This is a genomic window from Nocardia sp. NPDC056000 (assembly GCF_042269265.1).
Taxonomy (GTDB): domain Bacteria; phylum Actinomycetota; class Actinomycetes; order Mycobacteriales; family Mycobacteriaceae; genus Nocardia.
In genome coordinates this window covers 392,914-406,507 of the sequence record NZ_JBHJXS010000003.1, presented here as the reverse complement: position 1 = coordinate 406,507, position 13,594 = coordinate 392,914, and the positions used below count along the sequence as shown (strand labels likewise).

Genomic DNA, 13,594 nt, shown 5'->3' with positions numbered 1-13,594 from the left:
ATCATGGCCGACACCATGCATATCGCGATCTTCACCGATTTCCACCCCGCCACCCTGGGCGGGGTGCAGACGGCAATGCGGTCACTGTGCGACGGGTTGCGGGAGCAGGGCCACCGGGTGACCGTATTCTGCGCTCCCGCACCGGAATCCGCGCCGACCGACACCGATACCGTGGTGCTGTCGGCCATTCCGGCGAAAATGGCCACCGGCCTGCCCGTGGTGCTGCCCACCCGCGCCAACCGACGGCTGATCGATGCCGAGTTCGCCGCGCGCGGCCCGGTCGATGTCGTGCACACCCTCACCGCGTACGGCTGCGCCATCGCGGGCATCCGCGCCGCGCGCAGGCATGGCGTGCCCGTGGTGCAGACCATGCAGAGCCGCGATGACACGATGATCGAAAAGTATTCGCCGTCACCGTATTTCGCCGCCCTGACGATGCGGCTGCTGCACGGCTGGTTCGTACCGCTGCGCCACCAGCCCGCGCATCCGGGCGATACCCGCACCACCCGGCTGGCCTGGCGGCCCATGATCGCCCAGGCGCAGGCCGCCGATCGGGTGACCGTGCCGACCGAACATTTCGCCCAGCGACTGGCCGCGCGGGGTGTCGATCGGCCGATTCACGTGGTGTCCAATGGGATCGATGACGCACTGCTGGATCGAGTCCGTGCTGAACCTGTCGAAGCCGCTGTCGCGGAAGCGCCTTTGCGCGTCCTGTGGTGCGGCCGATTCTCGCCGGAGAAGCGTCCCCTGGAAGCCATCGAGGTGATCCGCGCGGTCCCCGGCTGCACCCTGGACGTCTACGGCGGCGGGCCACTCGCCGAGCGGGTGCGGCTCGCGGTCGATGCCTCGAACCTGGGTGATCGCGTACACCTGCACGGCGAAGTCGATCAGGCCACCTGTCTCGCGGCCATGCGCACCCACGATCTGTTGCTGCTGACCTCGGACTGCGACACCCAGGGCATGGTGCTGCTCGAGGCGGTCGCCACCGGCCTGCCGATCATCTACTGCGATCCCGAGCTCTCCGAGACGATTCCGGCCGGCGGCGGCATCCGCACGACCGACGGCACCGTCGATTCCTTCGCACACGCCGTGCGGGCCGTCGCCGATGACCGCGCCCAGCTCACGCGGCTGCGCGCCGCGCTCGCACCCCATGCCGATGAGCCCCGCCAGTCCCGGCACATCGCCGACATCCTGTCGGTCTATCGCGCCACGCGGGCGGAATCCGCCGAGGCGGAAACCTCGGGAAAGCCGTCGTGACCGCCAATCTCACTGGCCTACTGCGCCTTCCGGCAACGCTGACCGTATGCTGCGTCTCGGAGCGGTCGAGAGCACCGATGCGCTCGCGGATTTTGTGATAGGGGAACGTCGATGCCACCGGATTACCATCGGCCGGATGACCTGTGGAATCAGGCCACCGAGGTACTGCCGATCGTAGACGGCTACGAGCCGCCCGAGGCCGCGCCGGCGGCGAGCTCGGGCAAGCGATCACCGGCGAGCCGATACACCATCATCGGACTCTCCGCGGTGCTGGCCGCATTGCTGCTCATCACGGCGGGACTGTTCGCCGCCAAGCATTTCCGGCCGAATACCGAGACCGCGACCGCGGCGACGACCCAGCGCACCACGCCCGCGCCGACCACCTCGGCGGCGGGCCCGGCGGCACCGCCCGCGGCGGGTGCTCCGCTGGCGTCGGTGGTCGCCTGGGTGCAGGCGGGTAAGACGGTCGACGTCACCAACTATCACACCGCGACCACCAGCGACGGGACCATCAACAATCTGGGCTCGGCCGTGGCGTTCGTGAGCCCGACCAAGAAGATCCAGTGCATGACCCAGAAGCAGGCCACCACGGTCGATCAGGGCGGACTGTCCTGCATGGTGGCGCTGGACAATCCGCCTTCGCGGCCGACGTCACGCAATTTCGGCAACTGGGTCGGCGGCTGGGTCGACTATCCGGGCGAGCGCGTGGGCGTCGGCGCGGTCAAGGGTGATCCGGGACAGTTCCTGCTCGGTGATGGTCCGGCCCTGGCGTACGGCAGCCGAATCACCTTCGACGACTTCGACTGCCGCATGGATCAGACCGGACTGTTCTGCGTGAACAAATCCGCCGAATCCGCAGTCCAGCTCAGCTCCTCGGGCGCGGTGCCGTTCGGCTGCCTCGGCGCGGCCACCGCGCAGAACTACGGCATCGAATACTCCTGCGGCGGTGCGGCTCCGACCACGACCACGACGACGACCACCAAGAGCAATGGTCCCGTCGCGCTCGGCGAGAGCTGCGATACGGCCGGGCAACAGGCCAAGGCCGCCAGCGGCGCGATGCTGACCTGCGATGCCGCCGGTGACAGCGGTCTGCGGTGGCTCAACGAGAACAAGCCGGTCTCCGGATCCTCGTGCTCCGCGGGCGAAGCCGGGACATTCGGCTACACCGCCAACGGCAAGCTGCTGATGTGCTCCAGCGTCACCTCGGGGCGGGTCTACGCCTGGGGCGACCCCGGAACCCTGGTGGGCGGACAGCATCAGTCCGGGGAGAGCTGCGACGGTTCGCAGGAGGGGAAGGTCGCCAAATCGGCCACCGGAACCGGGTTGTTCTGCATGCCGGTCAATGGTTCGCCGGGTAAGTGGGCTTGGCGCGCACCGTCATAGCGATGCGACGGCGCACGGACGGCCCGGCGCGCCACCGCGGGTGCGGCGTCACGGTCCTGTGTCGCGGGGCGCGGCACGATCTCCGGTTCCACCGATCTGTCAGCGCCCACCGCTAATCTGCGGACATGGTCAAACCCGAATCGGCTCTGCGCCGCCTGATGCGTGACACCGGAAAGCTGCTGCAGCCGTATGGATTCGACGGTGCGGAGCCCACGTGGACGCGTGTCGTGGATGCGGGTGTGGCGACGGTCGGGCGCACCCGAACCTTCCGGACCTTCACCGGCGGCGAGCAAATCCTGCGATTCGGGCTGACCATGAGCGCCACCCCCGCGCCCTGGTGGGAGTTCTGCAACTGGCGCAATACCCGACTAAGCCGCCCACCCATACCCTTCGAAGCGGCCACCGGCCCCGGCCTGATCCCCGACGGCATACCCGCCCACCTCACCGAGATGTGGGCGATGAACCTGCCCGCCGAGGCACAGGGGCACATCGACCCGGCCGATATCGACACCATTCGCGCCGAACTCCCCCGCCGCGTGCACGCCTACGCCCGCCGCGCACTGCGCCTGCTCGAACCCGACGCGTACCTCGACGAACTACTGGCCCAACCGGATCCGCAGCTCGGCACCTGGGAAGCCATCGCGGTCCTGCTCGCCGACAACGGCTCCGGCCCGGAGCTCGACAACGCGCTCGAGCGTCTTCGGCTGTGCTGCCACGATCAGGAGGCGTCGGATTACGCGGCCGATGTCATCGCCTACGTCCAATCCCGGGCGGCGCTGGTGTGAGAAGCCCCTCCGATCCGCGATCCGATCGGCGGGGCTGAATACGCTTGTCCCGGAAGGGGATGCATATGAGCGAGGCGACACCGAAGGCGCTGCTGTTCGACGTTCAGGGGACGGTGACGGACTTCTTCACCACGATCCTGACCGAAGTCCGGCAGCTCTGCGCGGCGCGTGGGGTGGAGATCGACGGCCCGCGATTCGTAAACGATTGGCGCAAAGCTTATTCCGATCGAATCGCACGATCCGATCCGGCGAGCGGCTGGCAGCCGGTGCACGAGGTCTACCGCACCGCTCTGGACGAACTGCTCATCGCCTACGACGCGACGGTGTTCGATGACGCCGAACGCGAACAACTCACCTCGGCCTGGCAGCGCCTCATCCCTTGGCCGGACACGGTTCCGGGATTGGCGGCGCTGCGCGAGCGCTACACCATCGCCGCGCTGTCCAACGCCGATGTCGCCGCGGTCGTGCGAATCTCCAAGCGCGCCAACCTCCCCTGGGACGCCATCTTCACCGCCGAAATGTCGGGCGCGTTCAAACCCGCACACCGCACGTACCTGATGGCGGCACGCTACCTCGGCCTCGACCCGGCCGATATCATGATGGTGGCCAGCCACAAGTACGACATTCGAGCCGCCGCCGAGCTGGGATTCCGCACCGCGTTCATCGCCCGGCCGCTCGAATTCGGACCCGGCGAACGCCCGGACGTCACCTACGAGGACACCTTCGATATCAACGCCGCCAGCCTCCTGGAACTGGCAGCCATCCTCGACCCTCGGCCACCGCAACCGGCGAATTCCTTCGCGGTCAACCGCTTCGACCACATCGTCATCAACTGCCGCGATGTCGAAGCCACCGCCGCCTGGTACGCGGCGGTCCTCGGTATGACCATCACCAAATTCGGACCCAGCGGCCGCACCGCCCTCAGCTTCGGCAATCAGAAGATCAACCTGCGCCCCATCGGGGCACTCGACATCGACCCGGCCTGGACGACAGCCACGACCGAAGCCGCTGGGTCCGAAGATCTTTGCTTCATTACCGGCGGTTCCCCGCAGGCTGTTGCCGCGCACCTCACAGCCTCGGGGGTGGAAATCATCAGCGGGCCGGTGACCAAGGAAGGCGCTCTCGGCAAAATGACATCGCACTACTGCTACGACCCCGACGGGAATCTCATAGAGATCGCCGTATACGAGTAGGGCGAGAATTGAATTTGAAGATCTCGATATTCTGAATAGCTTTGTATCACAATAGAATTAAGCTTTCGGAAGACTTCTTGCGGGAGTAGAATAGAGGTATGAATTCAGGGGAGAACATCGCAATCACGGACAGTGCACACGCACTCTCCGCTGCGATCGATTCCCTTGTTTCTCAGCCGCTTATTCCGGTGTCGGACAACGACATTGTCGAATTGATGCAGCAGGTCGAAACCGCTACCCGCAAACTCGACGCGCTCAAACTCGACCTTGTCGTGCAGACCTGTTCACGGTCACTGCCCAAGCGCGCAGGCGCGGGCTCGGTGGCACTGTTCCTGCAAGACACCCTGCGGATTTCGCACGGGGACGCGCTGAACCGCTGGCACTGCGCCGAGCAGGCTGCGATCTGGCCGCGTGTAGGAGACAACGCCGAAGTATCGACCCCTGCGCCGGTGCTGCCCAATACTGCTCTGGCGCAAGAAGAAGGCGCGATCGGACTCGACCATGTGCGCGTGATTCGGCAGATCATGGACCGGCTGCCCAACCAAGTCACCGCCGAAGACCGCGCACTCGCTGAAGAGCACCTGGCCCGGCACGCGCGCGCCCTGAACCCGAACCAGCTCCCCAAGATCGGTGACCGGATCCTCGGCCACCTGGATCCCGACGGCACCCTCACCGACGACGCGGACCGCGCTCGCATGCGCAGCATGCGGTTGAGCCCACAGGGCTTCGACCTGATGTCCACCATGACCGTGGTGTTGACCCCCGAAGCCCGCGCCGCCATGGACGCAGTGCTGGCAAAACTCGCGCGGCCCGGCCTTTGCAACCCGGCCGACCCGGAGAGCCCGTTCGTCGTGGATGACAAGCTCGATCCGGAGGTCGTGAAGGCCGCTGCCGCACGCGATACCCGCACCACGGTGCAGCGTCAGCACGATGCGCTGTTCGCGCTCCTGCACCCCGACTTCAACCCCGCCCACCTCGGCTCACACCGTGGACTGCCCGCCACCACGATCCTGACCATGAGCATCGCCGATGTGGAGCGCGCCGCCGGAGTGGCGACAACCGCCACGGGTGGGACGGTGCCGGTCGCGGTCGCGTTGGAAATGGCTGCGCGCAAGAGCAAGACGTTCTCCGTGGTGACTGACGGCAGCGAGATGCCCTTGCACATCGGTGAAGCACGCCTGGCGAACCCGGCCCAGCGGATGGCGTTGATCGCCACCGAACGTGGCTGCACCCGCCCGGGCTGCACCGCACCAGCCAGCATGGCCGCCGTGCACCACGTCACCGAGTACGTCAAAGGCGGCCCTACGGACATCGAAAACCTCACCCTGGCTTGCGATCACTGCCACGCGCTGGTGAACGACACCCCGACCGGGTGGACCACCATCAAGCTCGGCAAGGATTCAGCCTTCGCGGGACGCACCGCATGGATCGCACCGGCACACATCGACCCAACTCGCACACCGAAGGTGAACCACCTTCATCACCCGGACGAGTTGATGGCCACCGCACCGGCCGCGCCACCACTGCCTGCTCGCTCCTCTCGGGGGTGTGTGCCGAGTCGGATGCGTCAGCGACCCTGGGTATTGCCTCGCCCGGCTTGCCCAGCCCGGCAATAGGTTCCACCCCACCTGCCTCCACCGTCAGGAACCCTCCTGCCGGTCCTACAGGCATGTCCGCATCGAACTTCGGGGTGCGGATGCCCTGTTCCAGCCCTCCCGCAGTCCAGACAAAGAAGCAGTGCTGGGCACGTCGCCTGCCGTACCCGACTTGCTCTCCCGCAACCCACGCCCGCACCTCACGCACCCGACGGGGTGACCGGCTGTGGTCACCTTCCAGGACCTAAGAACCAAGCCCCCCAAATGTTTTAGTTCTTTTTGTTTTGTTCTTTTCTTGTCCGGGCGTCTTTTTCTTTTGTTCTTTTAGTTCTTTGTTCTTCTAGTCTTTTGTCTTTCCCAGCAGGTGTCCGATCAGTGCGGTGCCAGGCGCAACCCGGCCCCCTGCCCCGGGCAGGTAATCGACAGTCTCGGTTGTCAACCGCTCGCCACATTGTTCGCATGCCACAACGGCATTGGTGACGTGGCCGCAGTCCTGATGGTGTACTCGCAAAGGCGCGCCGTCGGAACCAGATTCCCACCGATCACCCCACGCCATCAAAGCCAGTAGCGCCGGAACGAGATCCTGCCCTTTCTCCGTGAGCCGGTACTCGAACCGGTCCGGATTCCGCTCATACAGATGCCGTTCCAGCACTTCCGCATTGACCAACCGCTGTAGTCGATCGCTCAGCACGTTGGTGGCGACTCCCAGATCTCGCTGAAGTTCATCGAACCGGTGCAGACCGACAGCGATATCCCGCACCACCAGCAGCGCCCACGGATCACCGACGATCGCGGCCGAGCGCGCGATCGAGCAGGCGATCCGACTGAAGTCAGTCCTAGCCATGACAGTCCCTTGTTATAAGCAAGTCAGCAGGTTAGCTTGAGTATATGTACCACGCTATCGTGCGAACCCTGGTCCGGAGAACATGGCGCCGTGCAGGCGCGGGCGACTTCGACGCGGCAGTGGCGATGGCCGCGCCCGATATTCGATTCCGCTTCCTCGGCGATACCGCGCTCGGCGCGGACCTGCGCGGCCGTGACGCCTTCCGGAACTGGTTCGACACCTTCGAACAGCATCTGCCGGGCATCCGCCTCGAACTCGTGGACGTCGTCGCGAACGGCTGGCCTTGGAAAACCACCGTCGCCGCCCAACTCAACGTCACCGGCACACTCGCCGACGGAACCCCCTACCGCAACACCGCAATCCAATGGCTCACCCTGCGCTGGGGCCGCCTCACCGACGATCTGGTCCTGGAAGACACCCTCGCCCTCGACGCCGCACTGCGCCGCCAGCAAGCACTTCCGGCATGATTCCCTCGGATGGTCCCGGAACCTTCCCGGCAACAACGACGTTGACGGGGTGCGGAGCGGATCTCCGAGGAATAATCCGGTAGGGCCGGTGGCCGGCCACCGTAGAGATCGTTAGGAGAAATCGGTATGGGTGTCAGTCTGACCAAGGGTGGCAATGTTTCGCTTACCAAGGCGGCTCCGAACCTGACGGCCGTCGCCGTCGGTCTGGGCTGGGACCTGCGAACCACCACGGGAACCGATTTCGACCTGGACGCCAGCGCCATCGCCCTGGGCCCGGAAAAGAAGGTTGTCTCCAACGGCCACTTCGTCTTCTTCAACAACCTGAAGTCGCCGGAAGGCACCATCGAGCACACCGGCGACAACAAGACCGGTGAGGGCGAAGGCGACGACGAGGTCATCAACGTCGACCTCGCCAACACCCCGGCCACCATCGACAGCATCGTCTTCCCGGTGTCGATCTACGAAGCCGACACCCGCGCACAGAGTTTCGGCCAGGTCCGCAACGCCTACATCCGCGTCGTAGACCGCTCCAACGGCACCGAGCTCGCCCGCTACGACCTGTCCGAGGACGCCTCCACCGAGACCGCCATGGTCTTCGGCGAGCTGTACCGCAATGGCGCCGAATGGAAGTTCCGCGCCACCGGTCAGGGCTACACCTCCGGTCTGGCCGGCATCGCGCAGGACTTCGGCGTCACCATCTGAGTGCGGCAGCGGTAGGCCTGACAGCCCCGAACTGCTAGGCCGGGGCGGGCGCGGAAGCGCCCGCCCACACCGCCGCGGCCAGTCGCCGATGCGACTCGAGCCGCGCGGTGCGGTCGAAAGTGCTGGTGTGCACCAGGATTTCGTCCGCTCCGGTATGCGCGATCAGGCGATCCAATTCCGGAATCACCACCGATTCCGGACCGTGGATGTGCCCGCGCAGCGAGTCCTCGAAGATGCCGCGCTGGCGATCGGTCATGGGTTCACGCTCGATTCTGTCCGGTGAGATCAACGCCGGAAACTCACCGCGCGTACGGGAGTACGCCGCGGACCATGCCTCGGGCAGCAGCAGACGGTGCGCCTCTTCGACGGTGTCCGCGATGACCACCGAGGTGGAGACGATCACGTACGGCGCGCTCCCCCATTCGGTCACCCGAAAAGCCTTGCGATAGTTGTCGATTGCCTCGACCATCGCGTCTTCACCGGCGACGGCGGCGATGACCAGCGGCAGGCCGAACTCCGCCGCTCGCTGCGCACCGGATCCGGTCGCCAGCAGATACGCCGGAACCCGCAAGCCTTCGGCAGGCCAGGCGTGCACGCCATTTCGCCCGCGCGCCAAATACTCCAGCACCTCGGTCAATTGCGCGTCGAAGTCCTCGGCGTCATCCTTGCCATGCCCGAGCGCCCGCCGCACGCCGTCGGTGAATCCCACGGATCGCCCGAGTCCCATATCGATTCGGCCTGGGAACAATGCCTCCAGGGTCCCGAATTGCTCAGCGACGATCAGCGGTTGATGATTGGGCAGCATGACGCCGCCGGTTCCCACTCGAATGTGATCGGTGACCGCGGCGATCGCGGCCGCGAGCACGGTGGGCGCGGAACCCGCGACACCCGGCACGCTGTGATGCTCGGACACCCAGAATCGGTGATAGCCCCACTCCTCGGCGAGCCTGCCGAATTCGACGGTCTCGCGCAACGCCTCGGGATGCGATTGACCGTACCGGACGCGCGAACGGTCCAGGATCGAGAAGCGGGTGGTCTGTGCGGAGCTCATAGCCATGGCAACGCATTCGGCCCGGGTTGATTCCGGCCCGGTAATGCGGCTCACTCGTGCACATGCACAAATTCGGCGATGCATGATCGGCATGACGCCGATTGCGCGCGGGGTGGCGGTGGTGTGAGCTGGATCGCATGCACCGGAGTGTCTGAGCCGGTGGTGTGGAAACAATGGAGTTTTGGAGGCTCGGGTGAACAGGGCTCGAATGCGGCGGCTGCTGGTGTTGGCTACGTCGGCTTGTTTGGTGACGGCGGGTGCGGGCGCGGCGGGCGCCGAACCGGATTTCCCGCCGACGTTCCCGCCGAATCAGAATCAACTGCCGCAATTGCCCACGGAGCCACAGATTTACGATCTGCTGCCGATTCCGTCCCCGGATCAGGACCCCTGGTACAACGACCCGGAGAACATCGCCGACTATCAGCCCGGCGAGATCGTGCGCTCACGCGAAGTGCAGACCCGTCTGCTCGGCCTGCCGGTCCCGGTGTACACCAAGCAGCTGCTGTTCCGCTCGGAGGATGTGCACGGCAATCCGATCGTCACCGCGTCCACCGTGATCGTCCCGGGCATTCCCTGGCAGGGCAGCGCGCGGCCGGTGGTGTCCTTCCAGGAGGCCATCGACTCCACCGATTCGGCGTGCAACCCCTCGCACACCCTGCAGACCGGCACCATGAAGGAATCCACCCTCGTGGTGTATTGGCTGGCACAGGGATTCGCGATCAACGTCCCGGACTTCGATGGCAAGTTCAATACGTTCAACACCTACGCCGAGGGCAAGATGGTGCTGGACAGCTTGCGCGCCATGAAGAATGACACCTCGCTGGGCCTCACCGATTCCGGGATCGCGCTGTACGGATACTCCGGTGGCGGTTCGGGTTCCATTCGCGCGGCCGAATTGCGGGCCAGCTACGCGCCGGATGTGCGGCTGCTCGGCACTTCGATCGGCGGTACCCCGGGCAACCTGGTGGCCGAGGCGGACTACGCGACCCGCAATCAGCCCGGTCTGACCGGCACCAGCAATTTCACCATGTGGCTCGGATTCGCCTCGCTGTCGCGGGAGTACCCGGATGTGTTCAAGCCCGAGGAATTCCTGACGCCCGAAGGGCAGGGGCTGCTCGCCGATATGCAGCACCGCTGCTATGCGACCATCGCGTTGCAGGGCGTGTATCGCCCGATCAGCGACTATTTCCAGCCGGGTAAATCGCTCAATACCTCGCCGGAGGTCTTGCAGGTGCTCAGCGATAACAGCCTCGGCAAGCACATTCCGGACACCCCGATTCTGTGGTGGCACGGTGTCTGGGATGAGCTGATTCCGCCGTCGGTGGTCATCCCGACCGTGCAGTCCTACTGGGATCAGGGCGCGGACGTGCGGTTCTATACCGTTCCGGTCCCCGAGCACATCACCAACGCGGTCACCGGCTGGCTGCCCGCGGTCGCCTGGACCAGTGCGGTGCTGCGCGGATTGTCGCCCGGGCCGAAGTTTATGGCCGCGTTCCAGCCGCTCCCGGCCGGTTTCCCGGGCAGCTGAGGTAGCCGGGCTATCTGTAACATCCTGTATCGCATACAGTGTCCGAGACACTGTATGCGCTCGGGCACAAGGAGGTGGCATGGGCGACACATTGGAGCTGCTGCGGGAGCGCGCTACCGCGCTGGCAACCGCGGTCAGCGGTGCTACGCAGCCGTATGACGAACTTCCGCATTCGTTTCGAGACGCGGATTTCGTCCCCGGCGCCACCCTGAACCTCGAACTGTTCTTCCGCTATCTCATCGAAGATATCGAGCCCTCGGTCGCCGATACCCAGCCGCTCATCGATCGGGCGCTCACGCTGGTGCACGACGGCATGTCCCTCGATGAGGTGCTGGCCAATTATCGGGTGGGCGCGGCCTTCTTCTGGGCGCAACTGATGCCGCTGCTCGATGTGCGGGAGTACGGCGTCGTCCCGCAGGTCGGGCTGCGCCTGACCGAATATCTGGGTCTGATCATGGGCCGCATCGCGGGCGCGCTGGTCGAGGACGCACGCCAGCCGCGCTGGGATCTGCTCGAACGCCAGCGCGAGATCGCGGACGCACTGCTGACCGGGCGGGAACCCGCGGGATGGGCCGTCGATCCCGAATCACCGCCCGCCCCGGCGTTTCTCGTGGCCGTGATCCGCCTCGGCGAACCCGCACCCGGCACGCTCACCCGGCTGCGCAGTCGCCTGGCGACATTGCCGGGCACCCTGCTGCACCGGGACAGCGGCGGCTGGACGGCACTGGTGCCCATGCGCGAGAGCGCCGGTGATCCGGTGAGCGGGCTCATTCATACACTCGCACTGCGTGATTCCGATCCGCACCCGCAGTTCTGGATCGGTGTCGCCCCGGCCTCGACGCATACCGCCATCCCGGCGGCCTATGCCGAGGCCACCGCGGTGGCCGAGGTCGCGTGCAGTCTGCAATTGCCAGAAGTGGTCTGCCGTCGCGAGCATATGATGTTCGAATACGCCATCGCCACAACGGGTTCCACCCGGCACGCGCTGGCGGCGCTGCTCGATCCGCTCGATGATCAGCCCATGCTGGGGCAGACTCTCGACGCCTTCATCGATAATCAGTTCAATCACAATGCGGTGGCTCGCGCGCTGTTCATCCACCGCAATACCGTCACCTATCGGCTGAGCCGGATCGCCGATCTCACCGGTTACGATCCGCTGCATCCCACCGGGATCTCGACCCTGATGGCGGCGCGCACGGCTCGGCGGCTGGAGTCGAAGTCGTTCCGGCTCTGAGGGAGTCGACTAGCGCTCGGCGAATTGACCTACCGCATAAGAGATTTCGGCCAGGGAATCACGCAGGGCGCGGTCCGGATCGCCGGGCGCGGTAACCGCGCGCCAGCCGATATAGCCATCGGGACGGATCAGCGACGCGCCCTGTGCCGAGATGCCGTACGCGGTCTGGAATGCCTCGGGCACAACCGGTTCCACATCCTCGCCGATATGTACGAAGGTGACGTCGATACCGAGTTCGGTGGCCATTCCGGCTGCCGCCGCCACCCAACGCGCATCCGCGCTCAGCAGCACCCAGCCGCGCTGAAATAGTTCGAGAATCGAGAACTCGGAACCGTTGGCGCGCACCGGAATGTGCGGGGCACGCGTCCCCGGCTGTCCTGCCCACTGCTCGGGCCGCTGGGCGCGCGGCAATTCCGGACCCGCGCCGAGTATCGCGGCCGAGCGGTACAGCTGCCCCAGCTCCATCGCGTCATCGTCGATGATCTCCGCCGTCGCGGCTCCGGTCTCCAAGTGCGCCTTGTAATCCGCGCGCGCGAAGATCTGCTCATGCCGCAGCCAGGCGATGGGGCGGCGCTCGGCGTCATAGGTGTTCAGTAGCTCCGGCCCCGATTCCCCCGCCAGTACCGCCGCGAGCTTCCACGCGAGATTGTGCACGTCCTCGATACCGGTGTTCGCGCCGTAACCCCCTCGGTTGGGCGGCAATTGGTGCGCGGCGTCTCCGGCCAGGAAGACCCGGCCGGCGGCAAATCGGTCGGCGATGAGCGCGGCCAGTTCCCAGCGACCGGTGGTGATCAGCTCGATATCGATATCCTCGCGCCCGATGGCTTTGCGAAGCAGCGCACGCTGCGCGTTCTCGTCCCGTTCGATGTCGTCGGCGATCATGAAGACCCAGCGGCCGTCGTTGTAGGTGGTCAGGAAGCCGGTGAGATCCGGCTGCTCGATTTCGAATTGGTTCACCCCGTGCACCAGGTACTCGTCCAGCGGTGCGCGGAACAGGATGCTGCGCTGTTCGGAGAGCAGGCCGCGACCGGTGCGATCGATGCCGAGGGCCTTGCGGACCGGGCTGCGCACGCCGTCGGCGGCCACCACATACTGTGCGCGGAGCCGATATTCGTGCCCGTCGGCGCGTCGGCGCAGGGTTGCCGTCACCCCGGCGTCGTCCTGCGCGAAGTCGACGAGTTCGGTGCTCATGCGGATATCCGCGCCGAGTTCGATCGCCCTGTCCCGCAGGATCGGCTCGAGCGCGTCCTGCGCGAGTGCAGTGGCCCGCATGGGCGAGTACTCGATCTCCGGACGCGAGGCGGCCCCGGCGGGCGACCACGGGTACTCCTCGAACCACTCTCCGGCCAGGCTCGCCACGCGCGCCCGGCGCGGTTTGCCGCCGTGCACGGGCGGCAGCTCCACACCCGCCGCGTGGAACAGCTCCATCGTCCGGGTCGTGTATCCGATGGCTCGGGGATGCGCTGAGCTGCCCGGATGCTTCTCGACCAGCACGGTCGGCACACCCCCGGCGGCGTAGGAAAACAGCGGCGGACAGCCCGACCAGGCCGCCACC

General features: G+C 66.0%; 12 protein-coding genes and 1 pseudogene. 10 read left to right on the top strand and 3 right to left on the bottom strand.

Annotated features, from left to right (window positions below):
• The first annotated feature begins 3 nt into the window (after positions 1 to 3).
• From ACFC4D_RS10465 to ACFC4D_RS10440, 6 genes and pseudogenes are all read left to right on the top strand, one after another.
• Entirely contained in the window at positions 4 to 1,257 is a 1,254-nt protein-coding gene (locus ACFC4D_RS10465; protein ID WP_376062503.1) for a glycosyltransferase, read from the top strand.
• A gap of 111 nt (positions 1,258 to 1,368) precedes the next feature.
• Positions 1,369 to 2,640, top strand: coding sequence for a hypothetical protein (locus tag ACFC4D_RS10460; protein ID WP_376062502.1), 1,272 nt, complete (start codon positions 1,369 to 1,371; stop codon positions 2,638 to 2,640).
• A 125-nt stretch (positions 2,641 to 2,765) separates the two neighbouring features.
• On the top strand, positions 2,766 to 3,425 hold the full coding sequence (locus ACFC4D_RS10455; RefSeq protein WP_376062501.1) for a hypothetical protein: 660 nt from the start codon (positions 2,766 to 2,768) through the stop codon (positions 3,423 to 3,425).
• A 59-nt stretch (positions 3,426 to 3,484) separates the two neighbouring features.
• Positions 3,485 to 4,192 (top strand): annotated as a pseudogene (locus tag ACFC4D_RS10450) (haloacid dehalogenase type II); the annotation flags it as partial.
• Positions 4,187 to 4,618 carry a VOC family protein gene (locus tag ACFC4D_RS10445; RefSeq protein ID WP_376062716.1) on the top strand — a complete coding sequence of 144 codons (432 nt, stop codon included), beginning with the start codon at positions 4,187 to 4,189 and terminating at the stop codon, positions 4,616 to 4,618. The pseudogene ACFC4D_RS10450 and the gene ACFC4D_RS10445, both read left to right, overlap by 6 nt.
• A 215-nt stretch (positions 4,619 to 4,833) precedes the next feature.
• Entirely contained in the window at positions 4,834 to 6,234 is a 1,401-nt protein-coding gene (locus tag ACFC4D_RS10440; RefSeq protein WP_376062500.1) for a DUF222 domain-containing protein, read from the top strand.
• A 319-nt stretch (positions 6,235 to 6,553) separates the two neighbouring features.
• Here the strand turns inward: ACFC4D_RS10440 and ACFC4D_RS10435 are convergent, their stop codons facing one another.
• Positions 6,554 to 7,057: a winged helix-turn-helix transcriptional regulator gene (locus ACFC4D_RS10435; protein ID WP_376062499.1), complete on the bottom strand. Its 504-nt coding sequence runs from the start codon at positions 7,055 to 7,057 to the stop codon at positions 6,554 to 6,556.
• A 44-nt stretch (positions 7,058 to 7,101) separates the two neighbouring features.
• Between ACFC4D_RS10435 and ACFC4D_RS10430 the strand changes: the two genes are divergently transcribed.
• Positions 7,102 to 7,524: a nuclear transport factor 2 family protein gene (locus ACFC4D_RS10430; protein WP_364635336.1), complete on the top strand. Its 423-nt coding sequence runs from the start codon at positions 7,102 to 7,104 to the stop codon at positions 7,522 to 7,524.
• 126 nt (positions 7,525 to 7,650) lie between these two features.
• Positions 7,651 to 8,226: a TerD family protein gene (locus ACFC4D_RS10425; protein ID WP_364635339.1), complete on the top strand. Its 576-nt coding sequence runs from the start codon at positions 7,651 to 7,653 to the stop codon at positions 8,224 to 8,226.
• Positions 8,227 to 8,260: 34 nt separating this feature from the next.
• On the opposite strand, the gene ACFC4D_RS10420 is transcribed toward ACFC4D_RS10425, so the two are convergent.
• Positions 8,261 to 9,277, bottom strand: a complete 1,017-nt coding sequence (locus ACFC4D_RS10420) for an LLM class flavin-dependent oxidoreductase (RefSeq protein WP_376062498.1) — start codon at positions 9,275 to 9,277, stop codon at positions 8,261 to 8,263.
• Positions 9,278 to 9,485: 208 nt separating this feature from the next.
• Here ACFC4D_RS10420 and ACFC4D_RS10415 point away from each other — a divergent pair, with 208 nt between their 5' ends.
• A complete protein-coding gene (locus ACFC4D_RS10415) occupies positions 9,486 to 10,805 on the top strand; it encodes a lipase family protein (protein WP_375955883.1) in 1,320 nt (439 codons plus the stop codon).
• 79 nt (positions 10,806 to 10,884) lie between these two features.
• Complete coding sequence (locus ACFC4D_RS10410; protein ID WP_375952782.1) at positions 10,885 to 12,039, top strand: PucR family transcriptional regulator; 1,155 nt, start codon at positions 10,885 to 10,887, stop codon at positions 12,037 to 12,039.
• Positions 12,040 to 12,048: 9 nt separating this feature from the next.
• Here the strand turns inward: ACFC4D_RS10410 and ACFC4D_RS10405 are convergent, their stop codons facing one another.
• Positions 12,049 to 13,593 carry an FAD-dependent monooxygenase gene (locus ACFC4D_RS10405; RefSeq protein WP_376062497.1) on the bottom strand — a complete coding sequence of 515 codons (1,545 nt, stop codon included), beginning with the start codon at positions 13,591 to 13,593 and terminating at the stop codon, positions 12,049 to 12,051.
• Position 13,594 lies beyond the last annotated feature (1 nt).

What these genes read in the sequence shown, in the direction of transcription:
- ACFC4D_RS10460 (WP_376062502.1), top strand. Translation starts at nt 1,369, where the DNA reads ATGCCACCGGATTACCATCGGCCGGATGACCTGTGGAATCAGGCCACC.
- ACFC4D_RS10425 (WP_364635339.1), top strand. Translation starts at nt 7,651, where the DNA reads ATGGGTGTCAGTCTGACCAAGGGTGGCAATGTTTCGCTTACCAAGGCG.
- ACFC4D_RS10420 (WP_376062498.1), bottom strand. Translation starts at nt 9,277, where the DNA reads ATGAGCTCCGCACAGACCACCCGCTTCTCGATCCTGGACCGTTCGCGC.
- ACFC4D_RS10455 (WP_376062501.1), top strand. Translation starts at nt 2,766, where the DNA reads ATGGTCAAACCCGAATCGGCTCTGCGCCGCCTGATGCGTGACACCGGA.
- ACFC4D_RS10440 (WP_376062500.1), top strand. Translation starts at nt 4,834, where the DNA reads ATGCAGCAGGTCGAAACCGCTACCCGCAAACTCGACGCGCTCAAACTC.
- ACFC4D_RS10410 (WP_375952782.1), top strand. Translation starts at nt 10,885, where the DNA reads ATGGGCGACACATTGGAGCTGCTGCGGGAGCGCGCTACCGCGCTGGCA.
- ACFC4D_RS10415 (WP_375955883.1), top strand. Translation starts at nt 9,486, where the DNA reads ATGCGGCGGCTGCTGGTGTTGGCTACGTCGGCTTGTTTGGTGACGGCG.
- ACFC4D_RS10435 (WP_376062499.1), bottom strand. Translation starts at nt 7,057, where the DNA reads ATGGCTAGGACTGACTTCAGTCGGATCGCCTGCTCGATCGCGCGCTCG.
- ACFC4D_RS10430 (WP_364635336.1), top strand. Translation starts at nt 7,102, where the DNA reads ATGTACCACGCTATCGTGCGAACCCTGGTCCGGAGAACATGGCGCCGT.
- ACFC4D_RS10465 (WP_376062503.1), top strand. Translation starts at nt 4, where the DNA reads ATGGCCGACACCATGCATATCGCGATCTTCACCGATTTCCACCCCGCC.